Raw genomic sequence first — 17,719 nt, 5'->3', positions numbered from 1 at the left:
ATGCGGGCTCGCCGGTACCTCGTGGCACGCCTGACAGCTTGACGAGGCGCGGGCCGTGGCGAGCGGTTCATCGCTGGCCGTGACGGTAAGTTGCCGCAAAGATGGCAGGGTGGCGTGCGGTAGGCTTCCGGTGCGAGGATCTGGTTTGGTACAGCGGCGGAGGTCTCGGGGCGCCTATCGGGGGCTACGGGAAATAGGGCTGTCGGCCCGCGTGCGGCATGACGCCCGAGGCGGGGGTTTCGGTGTCCCAGATCTGCCGGTTCCGCGTCGGGGATCTGCGAAAAGGAGTGACAGACTTGCTGGCCCCGAGCTCCAAGGCGACCCGTCATTCGTAACGGGGTTCTTTGCTCCGGGCTCGCGGCGCAAAGGGCGTCCGCTGAGCCCGACATACGGGGTCTGGCTTCGGGGGGCCGTCCAGCTTTTCACGTGACCCCCCTCTTAACCGATTCGCATCGTTTCACGTGAAACGTCAGCGTCGCCCCCGGGCTCTCGCAATGGACCATCGGGGCAGCGCACAACGGGCTCAGCTGCCGAAGATCGCCGGTTTCCGTAAACCGGGGGATCGACGTCGGACTAAGCGGTCGTCGCGCGACGAGGAAGCGGACGGCGGCTGCGGCTATTCTCATCTCGGTATCTCCCCCCGGCTGCGGCATGTTCAGAATGCGGGAGAGACCCGCGAGTTTCGGCGGGGCGCGATAGCCCTCTAAAGACAGAGCTAGGCGGGATGAACCCAGTCCTAAGTCGTGTCTTGAAAACTTGCAGTTGAAGCGCGTGACCGTGTACTCGAACTAGGGGTGGTCACCGGTCGCCTTCACCGCTCTGGCCTGACGAGCATGGCGGGACCTGAGCCCTCTATGAGTAAGTACGTGCCGCCACATGGCCCGTGTGGCGCTTTGCTGGAGCTATTTCCCATCCTGGAACCGGGGTCGTTCCAGAAAGTCAGGGTATTTGCCTGGGCGCCCCGGCGTTGCCCCTGAACTCGGGCGTTGCCGCGTGAACCAGACTGACCCGCCCAGTTCGCTCCCGGAGCAGATTGCCGTCACAACTGCCGGCTTCTGCCCCGAGCAGCCGGCATTAGCACGCTTCTGAAGTGCATGACGTTGGATCACGCGCCGGATGGGGCGCAATGATGCACTTCCCCTCATCCCGTTTGCCGTCGCTGTCGGGTCACGGCCCCATCAGTGTTCCAGAGCCAAAAACTGGACCCGTGTGATAGTTGGTCTTGGCGTAAACAAGGGGTTCTTTGCGCAGGCCTGGATGCCCACGCATTTCAGCCACGATGTTAGCGTTCTCGTTCGGTTTGGTACGTCTGGCCGTAGCGCGTTAGGGGTAGAGGACTAGGGGTAGGGGACTCCCTCGAGAGGTCGTTCAAGAGCGCGAAGTGACGGGCGAGGATCCTTATCCACGTCTCTTCAACCGCGTTCAGGAGATAATCGTCGGTCGCTTAGCGAAAAGCGGGCGCGCTCGGGGTGGGCCAGATTGGGCGGGTTGGTCTGGCCGTGTTGGGCAGGTGAGGGTCTGGAGATTCCGCCAGCCAGGGTCCCTCCGTGTTGAAATGACCGCGCCACTCGAAAGGCGAGCTCTGTTGAATTCGGTAATGGTGAGCGCGCTCCTGCTGGGCATCAGGATGTGCCAAGGCTGGCACGATCAATCAGGTCCAGCAAATCGAGGGCCTTGAGTCGGGAGCCGGGTGCGGTACTGAAGTCGAGAGGCTCGCACGGTTGCCGGCTTGCACGGCTGCCGGCTTGGGGGCAGAAGACAGAGAGGTTGCAGACAGCTACCAGGCTGACCAATTTCCCGCTCCTGCGCTTTGTAAGAGCGCGTTTCCTCGTGTTTGCCCCAAGAAGATGCATGTCCTCCCGGATCACTATCTGGTTGTCACGTGCTTCGGTGAAAATCGATGGGAAGCATTCCTGCTATCTGCCTGCTGGGAATGGGCGTAAACGACGGCGATGTTTCACGTGAAACGCCGGGGCCGTTTCAGTGCGGGTTCCGGGGCGGAACAGGAGGTCGTGAGCTACTTCGTGGAAATCGGAGAGCTAGTTCGTCGATGCCAATGCTCGACGGCAAAGAGAAAGGGCGCAACCGCCGGTCGCGCCCTTCCAGGAAGCTAGAGTTGCTACTTGCTCAGAACTTCGGACCACTCCTTCTCGAAGTACTGCTTCGGGCGCGCGCCGATCACCGTTCCTGTCACCTTCCCCTTCTCGAAGAGGTAGACAGCGGGAATGGAGGTAATGCCGTACTCGGCGGCGATGTTGGGATTGTCGTCAACATTCACCTTCACAACGTCGACCTTCTCCGAGTATTCAACCGAGATGTCATCAAGAATCGGGCCAACTTTGCGGCACGGTCCGCACCATTCAGCCCAAAAGTCGACGATGACCGGCTTCTCGGAGAGGAGTACCTCGTCCGTGAACTGCGCGTCCGTAACGTCTTTGGCGTTGCTCATGTCTGCCTTCCGATCTGATGGGTGAGGATTCAGGCCTGCTGGGCGGCGAAGCTGGGTACTTCGAGGTTCGCGAGGTAGTGCTCAACGTCCAAAGCTGCAACGCAACCCGATCCGGCTGCGGTAATCGCTTGGCGGTAGGTAGGATCAACGACGTCGCCGGCAGCAAACACCCCAGGGACGCTAGTGCGGGACGTGCGGCCCTCAACTGCGATGGTGCCCTCGGCGGTGAGCGCAAGAGTGTCCTTGACGAGATCCGTGCGAGGATCGTTGCCGATTGCTACGAAAACGCCGGTGACCGGAATCTCGGATTCAGAACCGTCGACCGTGTTGCGGAGTACTAGGCCGGTTACCTTGTCGCCGCCGAGCACGTCAGCGACCTCGCTGTTCCAAGCAAACTTGATCTTCTCGTGCGCCAGAGCGCGGTCCGCCATGATCTTCGAAGCGCGCAGCGAATCACGTCGATGGACGACCGTCACGGACCGGGCGAACTTCGTGAGGAACAGAGCTTCTTCCATCGCCGAGTCGCCGCCGCCGATCACGGCGATGTCCTGGTCCTTGAAGAAGAAACCGTCGCACGTAGCGCACCAGCTCACACCGTGGCCGGAGAGTCGCTTCTCGTTGGGGAGGCCAAGCTCGCGATAGGCAGACCCCGTTGCGATGACGATGGCGCGAGCAAGATGCTCCTCGCCGTTGCCGAGCACCACGCGCTTGACCTCACCTTCGAGGTCTACTGATGCAACGTCTTCGAACTCAATCTGGGCGCCGAACTTCGCGGCCTGCTGCTCAAGCTTGTCCATGAGCTCGGGACCTTGAACTCCGTCGGGGAAGCCCGGGAAGTTCTCAACCTCGGTCGTGTTCATGAGCTCGCCGCCAGCAGTGACGGAACCTGCAAAAATCAACGGCTTGAGGTTTGCTCGTGCGGTGTAGATGGCAGTCGTGTATCCGGCGGGGCCTGATCCAACGACGATGACGTCCCGCACCTCGGCGGCGTTGCTATCGGCAGTGCTCACGGGCGAATAACCTCTTCTTCTGACGTGCTGGACTCCGTACGTCCACAGCTCACAACATGTTGACGAGCCCCGGTATTCCGAGCCGTCGCCCTTCAAGCGTACCGAAGCGGTGGGGGTGGCATTGAAACGGCCTCGACACGTCACGGAATGACACGCGAAGGGCGCCCCGGCCCTCGCGAGCCAAGGCGCCCTTCCAGCGCAGGCGGAGGCCGCCGTCGTGCGCTTACTGGACCTTGATCTCCGCGAGCCGAAGGCCGTACGGGTACACCTTGTAATTCGCGAGCCGGGGAAGGGCGTTGATCTGAACGAGGACGTACTGGGCCTTGACCGCGGTTGGCAGCTGGAAGACGAGCTGCGGACCGTTGAACGAGCTCGTGCCGGCCAGGGCAGCGCCGGCCAGGTCGGGGGTCGCGTTCGTGTATACGCTCACGCTGCCGCCCGTTGCCCCGAGCTGGTCGAGCTCGACCTGCTTGATGTCCGAAACGTCCTTGAGCTTGACTGCGAGAGTGACGCTCTTGGCGAATCCGCCCCAGTCCTCGCGCGCGAACTCCATGTCGGACCAGTAGCTCGCCGGGTTTCCGTCATAGGTGGAGGTGAGCTTGGAGTCGAACTGGTCCGCAAACGTCAGATCGCCGGGGTTGAGGCGCGTCACCGAATCAATGACCGGTGTCACGACGGGTGCGGGCGCCTGGGTCTGCCCGGCTGAGGCACTGCCTTGGGTTGCAGACGCGGAGGGGGCGCTGGACGCCGACTTGGAACCGCTGGCTTGGGGCTGGAAGACACTTCCGAGTGTGGTGAACGCAAAAATCAGGGCCGCAATGAGAACGACGGCGAGGATTCCTCCGACGAGCCACGGCACGGACTTCGGCCGGGTCGATTCGTCGTCCTCTTCGAGATCGTCGTCCCTGTCAAAGATCCGATCCGAGGTGGTGCCCCAACCGGCGCCTCTTGCTTCAGCTGGGAAGGCAGCACCGCGCGCGGGGCCAGCCGGACCGGCGGGGGCCGCGGGGGACTTCTGCACGGGTTGCGTCGCGTCGCCGTACTCTGCAGGCTCGCCGTACTGAGCCGGCCCGGGCTGTGCAGCGGGTGCACCATACTCTGCGGGGTCGCCGGGCCGGGCTGATTCCGGGTACTGGGCCGGCTGCCCGACCGCTGGAGTGGCAGGGGCACGGTTGGCTGGCCGAGCCTGAGAGGCGGGAGTGCCCTGATCAGACGGCCCAGCGGGCGTGGGCCAAGGCGTCACCTTTGGCGGGTTCGGTAGCTGCGGCGCAGCTGAGGCGCCAGCGGCGGCCGCCGCGGCACCAGCGGCCGCGGCGCCGTCGGATCCACCGCGGGAACCCTCCGAAGCGCCCTCAGTTGAGCGAGGCGGCGCTGAGGGAGGCGGCGGAACCGGCCGAGGCGGCACGGGTGGTGCAGGGCGTTGCTCCCGGGGAGCCTCGGGTCGGGAGTTTGGGTCGTCATCCGGGTGCGCACTCGGGTAACGGATGTAATCGTGGTCGCCGTGCTCGTAGAGGCCGTCGTAGGTCTCTGGCTCGCGCGAGCGCGATTCGCCGAAGATTTCGCTCCCCAAGGTATCGGTGAAGAACGGCTCGACGTACGGCGCGTCCTGGGCGACGATCAGGTCGAGAAGGTCGGCAGCCGGAGCGTGGTTCGTGATGAGGTAGGTCGCCTCATGGCTCGTGCCGAGGTCGAGCACCTGAATGCCGACGTGACGTTCGCCCGTGGCGACTTCCCGGGCGCTCTGTGCGAGCTGCTGGGCGTTGTGGGGTGCAGACACGAGGATGCTGACCGGACGGTTGAGGATCTGATCCACTCCGTCCAAGACCAGATCTCCGTCGTGCGACTCGACGATCGAGGACGTGACCTTGTACCGACCGCCGAGCACACTGCCGACGTCGATGGACTGGGACACGGGTACCTCCTGAACGTCTGCCCCGCCAGCCCGGACATGCCGGGCGCTTGCTATCACTCGATCCTAGCGGACGGCATCCCCACCGCCCGTTCCACTTGACGGCACGCGCTGTGACCGGGAAGGGATCAGACGTCGCGGAAGTGCGGGTTGCGTCCCGGAGGGCCCTGGTAGGTCCTGCGGCCTGGGAGCGGCTCCTGCCGCGCAGATTCGGGCCGGGCCCGGTACATGCTGGGATCGAACTGTCCGGAGATGCGCGGAATGATTCCCGTGTCGTCCGAGAGGGTCGGGGCGCTTTCGCGAAGGGCGTAGACGGGCTGCCGCGGTACGGGCTCCTCGAGGTGCCCAGGGGCCGCGCTGCCGTGGCCGGCATCCCCGAATGCAGCCCCCTCGAAGCGGGCGCCCTCGTAGCCCGCGCCCGCGTCGTAGCTGGCGCCAGCACCGGCGTCGTGCGCTGTCTGAGCGGACGACGGCGCGGGCTCGCCGCGCCCTGTGAGCCGCGCCATGATGGGGCGCAGGAGGTCCCTGAGCTCGGTCACGCCGAAGAGCCGGAGAAGGACAAGGTAGACGAGCAGCATTGCGACGCCGATGACGATGATGGAGAGCAGCGCCGCGAAGCTCGAGCTCCAAATGAAGCCTCTGGAGGAGAGTCCACCGAGCAGCCAGACAGCGAGACCGCCAGCCACGGCCGCCCCCAACGCTGCGTAGCCCATCCGGATGTATGAGCGAGCAACTGTCACACCGTCGAGGTGGCCAAGTTTGCGCCGCAGATAGGCGCCGCTCAGCACGACGGAGAGGATGTTGCCGACCGTGTAGAGCGTGGCGATCGCAAAGATGATGTAGCGGGCGGGCAGGAACTGGATGACCGTTGCGCCCACGACGTTGAGGATTCCGAGCCAGACCTGGACCTTGAACGGCGTCTTTGCATCCTCGTAGGAGTAGAAGACGCGCGACATCATGAAGTTTGCGCTGAGGAATGGCGTGCTGAGCGCGAGGATGCTGAGCGTCTGCGCGAGCATGACGCCGTCCGATGCCGAGCCCCCCGAGAAGAATCTGCCGAGCGGCGCTGCCAGAGCGAACAGCGCGAGCGCGCTGAAGACGGTCGCGACGGCCATGGTTCGCAGTCCATGAGAAAGCGCTATCCGAACGCCTCGGCGGTCTCCGGCCTGAGACGCAGCAGTCATCCGATTGAACAGGACGGTGGCGAGGGACAGCGCGATGATCGAGTGCGGCAGGAGATAGAGCTGGCTCGCCATCTCGAGCACGGTGTTGCCCGGGATGAACTGCCACGAAGGGTTGCCGGCCTCGCGGAGCTGCTCGCGGACGGCGCCAGGCTGGGAAGCAATCTTCATGAGGTAGAGGAACGTCAGCTGTCCCACTGCCGTGGTTGCCAGCGTCCAGACCCCGATCTTGGCCGCCGCGCCGAGCCCCACGCCCCTCCATCCGAATCTGGGGCGCAAGCCGAGGCCCAGCCGGCCGACCGGGATGAAGAGCATTGTGGTCTGGATGACGACGCCCACGGTCGAGGCCCCAGCGACCAGCAGAGTCTGCGGAGTGCCCCAGGCTTCGATCGTGTGCGGATTGGCGGCGTTGGTTCCGAAGATCCAGATGAACATGCCGAGGCCCGCGATCGCGACGACGTTGTTCACGAGCGGCGCCCACATCGCCGGACCGAAGGCCCCATGCGCGTTGAGGACTTGGGTCAGCAGCGCATACAGCCCGTAGAAGAAGATCTGCGGGAGGCACCAGTACGCGAAGACGGTCGCGAGCGCGAGCTGTTGGGGACTGTAGTCGGACGTGGTGAGCCGCATGACGATGGGCGCGCCGACCGTCACGAGCGCCGTGAGGACGAACGTGACGACGACGCCCAAAGTGAGCAGGCGGCTGATGTAGTCCGCCCCCCTGTCGGGGGCCCGGCTTGCCTTGAGGATCTGCGGCACAAGGACAGTGTTGAAGACGCCGCCGGCCACGAGCAGGAAGATGAGGTTCGGCAGGTTGTTCGCGTTGACGAACGTGTCCGTGACCGTCGAACCGAGTCCGAGCGCATACACGAGGAGCAGCTGGCGCAGGAAGCCGAGCACGCGGGAGAGGAGGGTCCCGACGGCCATGATGGCGCTGGATCTCGCCTCCGAGCCGCGGGCTGTCGAAGCGGTCATCGAGCGGTCATTTCAGAAGATGCTCGGGGAGGACTTCCCGGGCAAGGTCCGCGATGCGCCGCTCGTTCGGGAATGAGAGGCGACGCGAGAGTTCGGAAATAGGCACCCACGCGACGTCGACGGCCTCCTGGTCGGGATCGTTCTCGATGGTCAGTTCCCCGCCGACGGCCTCGAGCAGATAGTGGTGGACAGTCTTGTGAACACGGTGTCCCGTGACCGTGAACCAGTAGTCAATGCTGCCGAGCGGCGCGAGGATCCGGCCGTCGATGCCTGTCTCCTCGCTGATCTCGCGGACCGCCGCGCTCTCGTTCGACTCGCGGCCCTCGGGGTGCCCCTTGGGCAGGCACCATTCAAGTCGTCCCCCCCGATTGAGCCGGGCGATGATCGCCACCGGAAGATTCGGGTTGTCCGTGTCCACGATGACCCCGCCCGCAGAGATCTCCTCGACGGTCGGCAACGAGTGAATATAGGTCTGACCCGCTGGGGCGACGTGCGGTCCGATCGCGGACGGCAGCGGCGCACCCCTCCTCTTCTGAGGATCGCTCGGCAGCGGAATCACCATGCAGTCCACTCTAACCAGAAGCCTCTCGCGATGACTCATGGTGCGCCTGCGCCGCTCGGATCTGAAAGTGCCTCTTCGATCTGCGAAGCTTTAAGGGCTATGGCAGGAGAAGACTCGCAGTGGGCGCGGACGACGGCGCCTGATTCACCGTCCGTCGGCTTCGCCGTCGAGCCCGTGGCGCTCGAACTCGGGCGCCGCTTCGTCGACGCCGGGTTCGAACTCTCACTCGTCGGCGGACCGGTTCGGGACCTCTTCCTGGGCCGCTCGTCGCCCGACCTCGACTTCACCACCGACGCAACTCCCGACGAGACCCTGTCCGTCATCAAGGGCTGGGCCGACGCCTTCTGGGAGATCGGCCGGGACTTCGGCACGATCGGTCTGCGCAAGCACGGCTTCCAGATCGAGGTCACGACGTACCGGGCCGAAGCCTACGATCCGGAGTCGCGGAAGCCCGTCGTCGCCTTCGGCAGGTCGCTCGAAGGCGATCTCGGGCGACGCGACTTCAGCATGAACGCGATGGCGCTGCGTCTGCCGTCGCTCGAGCTCGTCGACCCCTTCGGCGGCGTCCGCGACCTGCATGCCGGGATCCTCCGCACGCCAGGCGCTCCCGAAGACTCGTTCTCGGACGACCCCCTGCGCATGATGCGCGCAGCGCGCTTCGCCTCCCAGCTCCAAGTCGACGTCGCGCCCGAGGTCCGCGATGCGATGACGGCCATGGCGGGACGCATCACCATCGTGTCGTCGGAACGCGTCCGCGACGAGCTGGTGAAGCTGATCAACGGAGCCGCGCCCCGCACCGGCGTCGACCTCCTCGTCGACACGGGCCTTGCCGACGCCGTGCTCCCTGAAGTGAGCGCGCTTCGGCTCGAAGTCGACGAACACCATCGCCATAAGGATGTGTACCAGCACTCCTTGACCGTCCTCGAGCAGGCGGCAGCCCTCGAGACCGGGCCCGAGGGGCCCGTCCCCGGCCCGGACTTCGTCCTCCGGTTTGCGGCGCTCCTGCACGACGTCGGCAAGCCGGCGACGCGACGGTTCGAACCGGGCGGGGCCGTCTCCTTCCGGCACCACGACGTCGTCGGCGCCAAACTCGTCAAGAAGCGGATGCGCGAACTGCGCTTCGACAACGAGACGATCAAAGCGGTGGCGCGTCTGGTCGAGCTTCACATGCGCTTCTACGGCTACGGTGACGCGGGCTGGACCGATTCTGCGGTCCGCCGTTATGTCACCGACGCCGGGCCCCTCCTCGAGCGGCTCCACCGGCTCACGCGTTCGGACGTCACGACGCGCAACCAGCGCAAGGCGGAACGCCTCTCCTTCGCCTACGACGATCTTGAGCAGCGCATCGGCGAACTCGCCGAGCAGGAGGAGCTGGCGTCGATCCGACCCGACCTCGACGGCCAGCAGATCATGGAGATCCTGGGCGTGCCGCCCGGGCCCCTCGTGGGCAGGGCCTACCGGTACCTCCTGGACGAGCGCATGGAGCATGGACCAGCGGGCGAGCAAGCAGCGCGGGAGAAGTTGCTCGAATGGTGGGGTGCCCAGCCGGAGAACGGCGGCACAGACACCATTGGAGACGCCCGTACAGACGCAGCCAAAGCCGGAACAGACGTTGTTAAAGAGGAGAAGGAGAGCGAGTGAGCACCGAGGACTTCGGACTGCCGAGGCTGTGGCTTCTCCGGCACGGCGAGACGGAGTGGTCCAAGAGCGGCCAGTACACAGGGCTCACCGATCTCCCGCTCACCTCCGAGGGCGAGAACCAGGCGCGCGCGGCGAAGGGGACGCTCGACGGCGTGGACTTCGGCCTCGTGCTCACCTCGCCTCTTCAGCGTGCGCGGAGGACGGCGGAGCTCGCCGGCTTCCCGGACGCGGAACTCGAGCCGAACGCGGTGGAGTGGGACTACGGCGACTACGAGGGCGTGCGTTCGGCGGACGTTCGGCGCAAGAATCCGAGCTATCTGATCTGGAAGGACGGCGTCCCCAACGGCGAGACCCTCGATGAGGTGGGCGCCCGCGCCGACCTCATCGTCCAGCGCGTCCTCCATTCCGGCGTCGAGAATGCACTGCTCGTGGCGCACGGTCACTTCTGTCGGATCCTCACAGCGCGGTGGCTCGGGATGGTCCCTGTCGAGGGCCGGCATTTCATTCTCGGGACGGCGAAAGTCTGCCGCCTGGGCTGGGACAAGAAGACTCCCGCAGTCGAGGCGTGGGGACTTTAACGCCTTTCCCGGATTTCTTCTGCTTTTACACTTGCCTTTTCTTCGAGAGCTGAGCTAGCTTTACTCTGTGCTCGCGAGGCTCGCTCGCCTCGATCACTCGGGCCGCCAGTGCATTTAGGCCAGTGCATTTAGGCCCGGTGCATTTAGGCCCGGTGCATTTAGACGCTGGGCCATTCGGCAGCAGAAGGGGGTAGGGACATGACGACTACGGAGGCGTTCTTCCGCGGGGTCTTCGCCCTGCGCCGGAACCGTGGCCTGCTCCCGGCATCCCGGCGCCCAGCATTCGTCGCTGCTCAGGGCTGACTGCCCCCGCTTCACGGCGCCGTCCCTCGCCTCTCATGAGGGTCCATGGGTCGAGTCCGATCGGTCTGTGGACATTCTGACAGGGGGCGTCGCCGCCTTGTGACTCCGAATTCAGAATTTTCGGATGATCTACCCGTTGCCGCGCGCGGCGAATTCAATTGATTTCGCTTGCCTTCCTTCTGCGGCGATGACAGTCCCTCTTATCGTGCTTTCGCACGCTATTCTGCGTGCCTTTCTTCTTAAGGAATTGCCGTGCCTTCGCTTCGCCATGCCCTGCGGCTCGGTCCTCGAGCCGATTCCCAACAGCCGTCGGACCGCGTCACCGAGGTGGGCCACCCGCCGTCGTCCGTCGTTCCGCTTCCTGAGGAGGTGACCGCCGTGCTCGGTCGGGTTGTCCGCGTCCTGTCGATGAGGATCGACGCGGGCCGCATCGAAACGCACCGCGCCGAAGTGCATCGCGAAATGTCACTCATGTTGACTCTGCGGTAATCTCGGGCGGGGAGCCTCGGCTTCGTCAACAATCCGGGTGACGGCACGTGCGTGCTCGAGGAAGAGGGACAATGCGCAGGAAACTCATTGCCGCCCTGGCGGCGCTCACGGCCGCCTTCGGTCTGGCCTTTGCCGCGGCGCCCGCTCACGCGAGCACCGGCGGGACCGCCGACGGCGATGCCCACCCGGGCGTGGCGATGATCGTGTTCTACACGGCGCAGGGACGCTTCCGGTGTTCGGGCGCGCTCATCTCGCCGACCGTGGTCCTGACGGCCGGGCACTGCACGGATGGGACGGTCGGCAAGACCCTCGTGACGTTCGATTCCGTCATCGCCGACCAGGCGCCGGCTGGCTTCCCGACCGCTGCGGATCCCAGCGCGGGCTACTCGCCGACCGACCTCGCCGGCCGTATTTGGGGCACCGCCGTGACGGACCCGGCCTATTCGAACTTCACTGACAAGAACAACTGGAACGACGTCGGCCTCATCAAGCTCGACAGCCCAGTCTCGCAGGAGCCGTACTCCCTCGCGGCGCCCGGCACCTTGGACGCGATCGCTCCGGGCGACGTCCCGAAGACCGTCGTGACGGCCGTCGGCTACGGAGCGGAGCTCGCCAAGCCCGATTCTGGCCCGCAGCGGCGGGTGCCGGTCTCCTACCCCATGATCCGCCGCTCCGTGGACATGACCCTCCAGAGCGTGGGCCCGCAGATCTTCACGACCCACGCCAACGTGAACCCGGCGCAGGACACGGGAGGCATCTGCTCGGGCGACTCGGGTGGACCCGTGTTCCTCAACGATCAGATCGTGGGCCTCACGAGTTTCGGCAACAGGAACTGCCTCGCGCTCGACGGCCTGCAGCGCGTTGACCTCGCGTCGATCCAGACGTGGATCTCTGACGCGGAGACGACGCCCGCTTCCTAGCGGACGCTCCTGTCCAGCCGCAGCCCCCGGCCGAGCCGGGGGCTGCGGCCTTCTCCGGAAGCTGTCGGACCTCCCCGGTATGCTCGGAGCCATGGAACCGACCGCGGACGACGGCGGGCGCGCGCCCCGCGCCGTCATCTCCCCGAGCCGAAACGACCCACTCGTCCATACGCTTTCGGAGGTGGTCGGGGGCCCGGTCGGGAACCACGCAGCCCCCGGCCTCGTGCGCAGCGGCTTCTGGACGGCCGAGCTAGTGCTCATCGTCCTGACGGTGCTCGCGGCCATAGGCGGGGTGCTCATGAAGGGATATTGCCAGGCCGTGGGCTGGAATGCGCCGACGGCCTTCTACGCGACGTGCTACTCCGACTTCCCGACGCTCTTCAAGACGCGCGGGCTCGCCGACGGCGTCCTGCCGCTGTTCTCGCATACGGCCCTCTTCGAATATCCCGTGGTCACGTCGCTCATTGCGGGATTCACCGCACTCCTCGTCCCGGGGGTGGGCGCAACGGATGCCAGAGCGACAACGTACTTCGACATCAACGCCATCCTCGTCGCCGTCATGTGGATGATCACCGTGATCGCGACGGCCCGCTCCAATCCGCGCAGACCGTGGGACGCTGCCGTAGTTGCGATTGCTCCCGGAATCATCCTCGCGGGCTTCATCAATTGGGACATGTGGGCCGTCGCGCTCCTTGCCCTGGGCCTTCTCGCGTTCGCCCGGAACCGGCCGGTCCTCGCAGGGATTGCGATCGGCCTCGGCACCGCAACGAAGTTCTACCCGGTCTTGGTCCTCGCCGTCTTCGTCCTGCTCGCCATCCGGAGCGGCCGGTGGCGCCAGACACTCGTCACGATCGCGTCCGCAGCGGTCGCGTGGCTTGTCGTCGACGTTCCGGCGGCGGTCGCGAACCCGCGCGATTGGTCCTTCTTCTTCACGTTCTCGGCGAGTCGCGACCCGGGCTTCTCCTCCGCCTACTATTCGTGGAACCTCCTCGCGGATCGGCTGCATCTGGCCAAGCTTTCAGCCGGGACGACGAACATGCTGTTCATCGTGACCTTCGCCCTGTGCTGCGTGGCCATCTCCTTCGTTGCGCTCCATGCTCCCCGCCGGCCGCGGGTCGCGCAGCTCGCGTTCCTTGTTGTGGCGGCGTTCGTCCTCACGGGGAAGGCCTACTCGCCGCAGTACGTCCTCTGGCTCATCCCGCTCTTCGCCCTTGCGCGCCCGCGATGGCGTGACTTCCTCGTGTGGATGGCCGGCGAGGCGCTGCACTGGATTGCCATCTGGATGTACCTCGGGTGGACCACGAGCAACGGTCCGGTTCAGAACAACATCGACACCCCGTACTACGTCCTGGCCGTCGTGGTCCACATGATCACGCTGCTCTACGTGTGCCTCCACGTTGTCGCCGACATCTACGACCCCGCTACAGATCCGATTCGGCGCAGCCGAGAAGACGATCCCCAAGGCGGGGCGTTCGACGGCGCACCGGACCGGTGGACGCTGGCGAATCTGTTGAGGCCGCAGGCGCCGGCCCCGAGCGACGCCCTCTGAGCTCGGTGCGTCATACAGAGGTTCCCGTGCAGGCATTCGATCTCGAGGCCATTGGCTCCCGGCTCGTCGTGGGCCGTGTCGCGGACGAACTTGTCCGCGCGCTGGGAACCGCGGGTGCCGCTGCGGTCGTCCAGGCCCCGCCCGGGAGCGGGAAGACGACCCTTGTCCCGCCGCTCGTTGCCAACCTCACCGCTGCGCGAGCGGACGGCGCCGGCCGGCTGCCGCGCGTCGTCGTGACCCAGCCGCGGCGGGTCGCGGTGCGGGCGGCCGCCCGGCACCTCGCGGCGCTCGATGGGACTGCGATCGGTGAGCGGGTTGGCTACAGCGTGCGCGGCGAACGGAAGGTCGGCTCCCGGACGCTCGTCGAATTCGTGACCCCTGGCGTTCTGCTTCGGCGGCTCCTGGCCGACCCTGCGCTCGAGGGGACGGGGGCAGTCATCCTTGATGAGGTGCACGAGCGCGGCCTTGAGACGGACCTTGCCCTCGGGATGCTCGGGGATGTGCGTGCGCTGCGGGGCGACCTCACGCTCGTTGCGATGTCCGCGACCCTCGACGCTCGCCGCTTCGCTGCGCTCCTCGCCGACGACGATGGAAACCCCGCGCCCGTCATCGACTCGCCGGCCGCGCTGCATCAGCTCGACGTCGTGTGGGCGCCGTCGCCCGTTCCGCGTCTCGACGAACGAGGAGTGACCCGGGCCTTCCTCGAGCACGTCGCTGGGACAGCCGCGGACGAGCATTCTCGCCTGATCGAGGCGGGCCATGACGTGGACGCGCTCGTCTTCCTGCCCGGGGTGCGCGAGGTCCGCATGGTCGCTGACCGGCTCCGGGCACGGCGTGACGGGGTGAGGCGGGACGTGCTCGAGCTCCACGGACAGGCTCCTGCGGCCGAGCAGGACAGCGCCGTCGGCGGGCGGCGCAGGGGGGATCCGCCTCGGATCGTCGTCTCAACCTCCCTCGCCGAATCGTCGCTCACGGTGCCCGGAGTCCGGCTCGTCGTCGATTCCGGCCTGGCTCGCGAGCCGAGACGTGACGCAGGCCGCGGAATGACAGGTCTCGTGACGGTTTCCTGCTCGCGCGCCTCGGCAGAGCAGCGGGCCGGACGCGCTGCCCGGCAGGGGCCGGGGCGCGTGGTCCGATGCTACGACGAGCGTTCCTACGCGTCGGCGCCACCCCAGTCCCCTCCGGAGATCGCGACCTCGGACCTCACCGAAGCCGCGCTCTTCCTCGCGTGCTGGGGCGCACGCGGCGGCCGCGGCGTCGCGCTCCCCGACGCGCCGCCGCCGTCCGCGCTCGACGACGCACTGAGGACCCTCGAGGATCTCGGTGCGATCACCGAGGAGGGACGTGCGACCGATCTAGGGCACACTCTGGCGCGTATTCCTGCCGATCCGCGGCTCGGCAGGGCCCTGCTCGAGGGAACGCCCCTCGTGGGTGCCAAGGTGGCGGCGGAGGCGGTCGCGCTCGTGGCTCGGGACCTGCGCCCGCCCGGTGCGGATCTCTCTCGGCTCCTCTCATCGCTTCGCACGGGGCGGGACGCGTCCGCCCGTTCATGGGCCGAGGAGGCGAGGCGCTTCGAGCGGATCGCCCGCGAGAATTCCGGCCCGGATGAGGACGCAGACTCGCCTGTCCCTCGGCTCGGGTCCGAGGCTGAGAAAATCGCCCTCGTCGTTGCCCTCGCGTTCCCGAGGCTTGTGGCGCGGCGCGTGCCTGGGGTCGAGGAGCGGTACCTGCTGGCGTCAGGAACGCGTGCCGGCCTTCCTTCGGGAAGTCCCTTGGCCGGCCACGAGTGGCTCGCGATCGCGGAGGTCACGCGGGCCGAGGGCCGCGACGCTGCGGGGACGGGCGCCGTCGTTCGGGCCGCCGCCCCGCTCGATCGCGCTGCAGCCGAGTTCGCGGCGGGGCACCTTCTGCGCGACGGGGTCGAGGCCCGGTTCACGGACGGGCGCGTGGTGGCCCGCCGCGAAGCGCGGCTGGGGGCGATCCTGCTCTCGTCCTCGCCTGTGCGGCCGTCGCCCGCGGAGGGTCGCGCCGCCGTCGCCCGGGCGCTCTCGGCGGACGGTTTGGGCGTCATCGGGTGGTCGCCGGCTGCGGACGCTCTGCGTCGCCGGCTCGCGCTCCTGCATCGGGAGCTCGGCACGCCGTGGCCGGACGTCTCCGAGGTCGCACTCCTCGCGAGGCTCGACGAGTGGCTCGCCCCCGAGCTCGAGGCGTTGGCCAAAGGGGCTTCGGTGAGTGGGATCAACCTCGCCGAGCCACTCCGGAGGCTCCTGCCGTGGCCTGCCGCAGGGCGCTTCGACGAGCTCGCGCCCGAGCGGCTCGCGGTGCCGAGCGGCTCCCGCGTTCGCATCGACTACCCTGCAGTCAGCGACGGCAGACCGGACGACGGCGCCCGGCCCGTTGTCGCGGTCAAACTCCAGGAGTGCTTCGGCTGGGCGGAGACGCCACGCCTCGTGGACGGACGTGTCCCGGTGCTCTTCCACCTGCTCTCCCCGGCGGGCCGGCCATTGGCCGTCACGGACGACTTGGCTTCGTTCTGGTCGGGCCCCTATGCCCACGTTCGCTCCGAGATGCGCGGCCGCTACCCCAAGCACCCTTGGCCTGAGGATCCCTGGACGGCGGTCGCGACGGCGAAGACGAAGCGACGGCTTGAGCGAGGCTAGGCCTGGATCGGGTAGCCGAGGGCGGTCAGGAGACGAGTCACGGCGTCCTCGGCAGTGGGCACGACGCCGAAGACCTCCCGCTGGCGGGTGGTGTCTGCGACGTACTTCCCGGTCTGGAACCACTCCATCATGGAGCTCATGTCCCTCGCCATCGGCACGGCGCCCCCCAGCACGCTACCCGCGGTCCTGACCACCGGGGCGGGGATCGAGCGAACGCCGATCTCTCTGCCGAGGAGCCGGCCCGAGATCTGCGCGAGGTCTCGGATGCTTACGGGCCGGTCGCAGCCGATGTCGATTCGCTCGCCCCCGTGAACCTCGACGTCGACGGCGGCCGCGAGGAACGCCGCGAGATCCGCCGTCAGCACGAACGTCAGCGGGACGTCGGGCGATCCGAACCATGAGAGGCGTCCCTTTGCGAAAGCGTCGTCGCGCGCGATCTGATCGAGGAACGCCCCGGGCCGCAGAGCGACGAACGGCACGCCCTGTTCCTCGAGCCGGTCCTCCATGAGCTTCTTGTTCCAGAAGTGGGGGACGGTGGGCGTCTGGTCGCACGTGAGGATGCTCGTCAGGACGAACCTTCGGATGTCTGAGCGAGCCGCGGCGTCGGCAAGATTGCGGTTGCCGACGATGTCTATCTCATCGGTATCGCCCTTGCTGTGCCGGGTGTAGCCGGCCGCCGTCGTGACGACAGCGTCGACGCCGTCCATTGCCCGCAGGAGCGAATCGGGGTCCATCATGTCCCCTCTCGCCACCTCGACGCCGTCGGCCTCAAGCGGTGCAGCATCCGATGCGGGCCGCACTAACGCCCGAACTTGTCGGCCTCGCGACAGCAGGGCGCGGACGACTTGGCCGCCCAGCCGTCCGGTGCCGCCGACCACCAGTACCGGTGCCTTCTCCATGGAGCCCTCCTCCGGTTGCTCAGCCTTCGTCGCAGAGCAAGTGGTACCAGCTGTCCGCGAGCACTTCGAGGGCGTGCTCGCGATTCGGCTCGAACTTCCGGCGCGTCCACAGGGTGGCGACGTCGACCAGTTCGGCTTCGGTGGAGCCGCGGTCAGGGCCATCCGCCAGGTCGAGGACGGCGTTGACCCGCGCCATGAACTCCCTCGTCAGGTCGGCCCGCGTCGGGTAGTTCGCGTAGAAGGTCACCCGCGTGGTGCCCGCGGCGGCCGCGATCTCGTCGATCGTCGTCGCGGCGCAGCCCTTCTCGGTGAAGAGCTCGAGCGCCCGTTCGACGATCGTGTCGCGGGTCGGCTGCTTCCGGGCTTCTCGCAGCGACGGCATAAATCAATCCTATCCGCGCAGATGCAGGATCAGAGCGCCGCGGGCACTGCCCGGCGGAGGGCCCCCGGATGCGGACGCGCTCGAGGAACAGCGCGGTCCGCCCGAAGCCAGATACTGAAACGAATCAACGAGTCAGGACACTAGCGGATTCTCTGTGCTTCCCGAGCACGGCTGCCGCCAGATCTTCGTCTCCCGTGTGGTCGCCGGCACCT

13 protein-coding genes are annotated in these 17,719 nt (G+C 66.8%); 6 read left to right on the top strand and 7 right to left on the bottom strand.

Annotated features, from left to right (window positions below):
- Positions 1–2,119: 2,119 nt before the first annotated feature.
- The 5 genes from trxA to V7053_RS08550 all read right to left on the bottom strand — a co-directional run bounded on the left by trxA (position 2,120) and on the right by V7053_RS08550 (position 8,038).
- Positions 2,120–2,449 (bottom strand): thioredoxin, encoded by a 330-nt coding sequence (gene trxA, locus V7053_RS08570; RefSeq protein WP_334171855.1) that lies wholly within the window; start codon positions 2,447–2,449, stop codon positions 2,120–2,122.
- 29 nt (positions 2,450–2,478) lie between these two features.
- Positions 2,479–3,459 (bottom strand): thioredoxin-disulfide reductase, encoded by a 981-nt coding sequence (gene trxB, locus V7053_RS08565; protein ID WP_334171854.1) that lies wholly within the window; start codon positions 3,457–3,459, stop codon positions 2,479–2,481.
- Between the two features lie 223 nt (positions 3,460–3,682).
- Positions 3,683–5,371: an ABC transporter substrate-binding protein gene (locus tag V7053_RS08560; RefSeq protein WP_334171853.1), complete on the bottom strand. Its 1,689-nt coding sequence runs from the start codon at positions 5,369–5,371 to the stop codon at positions 3,683–3,685.
- A 125-nt stretch (positions 5,372–5,496) separates the two neighbouring features.
- Positions 5,497–7,524, bottom strand: a complete 2,028-nt coding sequence (gene murJ / locus V7053_RS08555; protein WP_334171852.1) for a murein biosynthesis integral membrane protein MurJ — start codon at positions 7,522–7,524, stop codon at positions 5,497–5,499.
- Positions 7,525–7,531: 7 nt separating this feature from the next.
- Complete coding sequence (locus tag V7053_RS08550) at positions 7,532–8,038, bottom strand: NUDIX hydrolase (RefSeq protein ID WP_334171858.1); 507 nt, start codon at positions 8,036–8,038, stop codon at positions 7,532–7,534.
- 147 nt (positions 8,039–8,185) lie between these two features.
- Between V7053_RS08550 and V7053_RS08545 the strand changes: the two genes are divergently transcribed.
- The 6 genes from V7053_RS08545 (at position 8,186) to hrpB (ending at position 16,226) form a co-directional block, all read left to right on the top strand.
- Positions 8,186–9,727: a CCA tRNA nucleotidyltransferase gene (locus tag V7053_RS08545; protein WP_334171851.1), complete on the top strand. Its 1,542-nt coding sequence runs from the start codon at positions 8,186–8,188 to the stop codon at positions 9,725–9,727.
- Positions 9,724–10,305, top strand: coding sequence for a histidine phosphatase family protein (locus tag V7053_RS08540; protein ID WP_334171850.1), 582 nt, complete (start codon positions 9,724–9,726; stop codon positions 10,303–10,305). The genes V7053_RS08545 and V7053_RS08540 overlap by 4 nt, the downstream gene beginning before the upstream one ends.
- Positions 10,306–10,860: 555 nt before the next feature.
- On the top strand, positions 10,861–11,097 hold the full coding sequence (locus V7053_RS08535; protein WP_334171849.1) for a hypothetical protein: 237 nt from the start codon (positions 10,861–10,863) through the stop codon (positions 11,095–11,097).
- Between the two features lie 71 nt (positions 11,098–11,168).
- Entirely contained in the window at positions 11,169–12,017 is an 849-nt protein-coding gene (locus tag V7053_RS08530; RefSeq protein WP_334171848.1) for a S1 family peptidase, read from the top strand.
- A gap of 91 nt (positions 12,018–12,108) precedes the next feature.
- Positions 12,109–13,566, top strand: a complete 1,458-nt coding sequence (locus tag V7053_RS08525; RefSeq protein WP_334171847.1) for a glycosyltransferase family 87 protein — start codon at positions 12,109–12,111, stop codon at positions 13,564–13,566.
- A 26-nt stretch (positions 13,567–13,592) separates the two neighbouring features.
- Positions 13,593–16,226 (top strand): ATP-dependent helicase HrpB, encoded by a 2,634-nt coding sequence (gene hrpB / locus V7053_RS08520; protein WP_443022597.1) that lies wholly within the window; start codon positions 13,593–13,595, stop codon positions 16,224–16,226.
- On the opposite strand, the gene V7053_RS08515 is transcribed toward hrpB, so the two are convergent.
- Both V7053_RS08515 and V7053_RS08510 read right to left on the bottom strand, forming a co-directional pair.
- A complete protein-coding gene (locus V7053_RS08515; protein WP_334171846.1) occupies positions 16,223–17,125 on the bottom strand; it encodes an SDR family oxidoreductase in 903 nt (300 codons plus the stop codon). The genes hrpB and V7053_RS08515 overlap by 4 nt on opposite strands.
- A gap of 19 nt (positions 17,126–17,144) precedes the next feature.
- On the bottom strand, positions 17,145–17,507 hold the full coding sequence (locus V7053_RS08510; protein ID WP_334171845.1) for a TetR/AcrR family transcriptional regulator: 363 nt from the start codon (positions 17,505–17,507) through the stop codon (positions 17,145–17,147).
- Positions 17,508–17,719 lie beyond the last annotated feature (212 nt).

Origin of the sequence: Sinomonas sp. (genome assembly GCF_036848755.1) — a bacterium.
Lineage (GTDB): Bacteria > Actinomycetota > Actinomycetes > Actinomycetales > Micrococcaceae > Sinomonas.
The sequence above is the reverse complement of the archived record's forward strand: the minus strand, read 5'-3'. Positions and strand labels throughout refer to the sequence as shown.

Bases quoted from the DNA above. Each gene is read 5' to 3' on its own strand.
- V7053_RS08510 (WP_334171845.1), bottom strand. From the start codon at position 17,507: ATGCCGTCGCTGCGAGAAGCCCGGAAGCAGCCGACCCGCGACACGATC.
- V7053_RS08515 (WP_334171846.1), bottom strand. From the start codon at position 17,125: ATGGAGAAGGCACCGGTACTGGTGGTCGGCGGCACCGGACGGCTGGGC.
- V7053_RS08525 (WP_334171847.1), top strand. From the start codon at position 12,109: ATGGAACCGACCGCGGACGACGGCGGGCGCGCGCCCCGCGCCGTCATC.
- V7053_RS08530 (WP_334171848.1), top strand. From the start codon at position 11,169: ATGCGCAGGAAACTCATTGCCGCCCTGGCGGCGCTCACGGCCGCCTTC.
- trxA (WP_334171855.1), bottom strand. From the start codon at position 2,449: ATGAGCAACGCCAAAGACGTTACGGACGCGCAGTTCACGGACGAGGTA.
- murJ (WP_334171852.1), bottom strand. From the start codon at position 7,524: ATGACCGCTTCGACAGCCCGCGGCTCGGAGGCGAGATCCAGCGCCATC.
- V7053_RS08545 (WP_334171851.1), top strand. From the start codon at position 8,186: ATGGCAGGAGAAGACTCGCAGTGGGCGCGGACGACGGCGCCTGATTCA.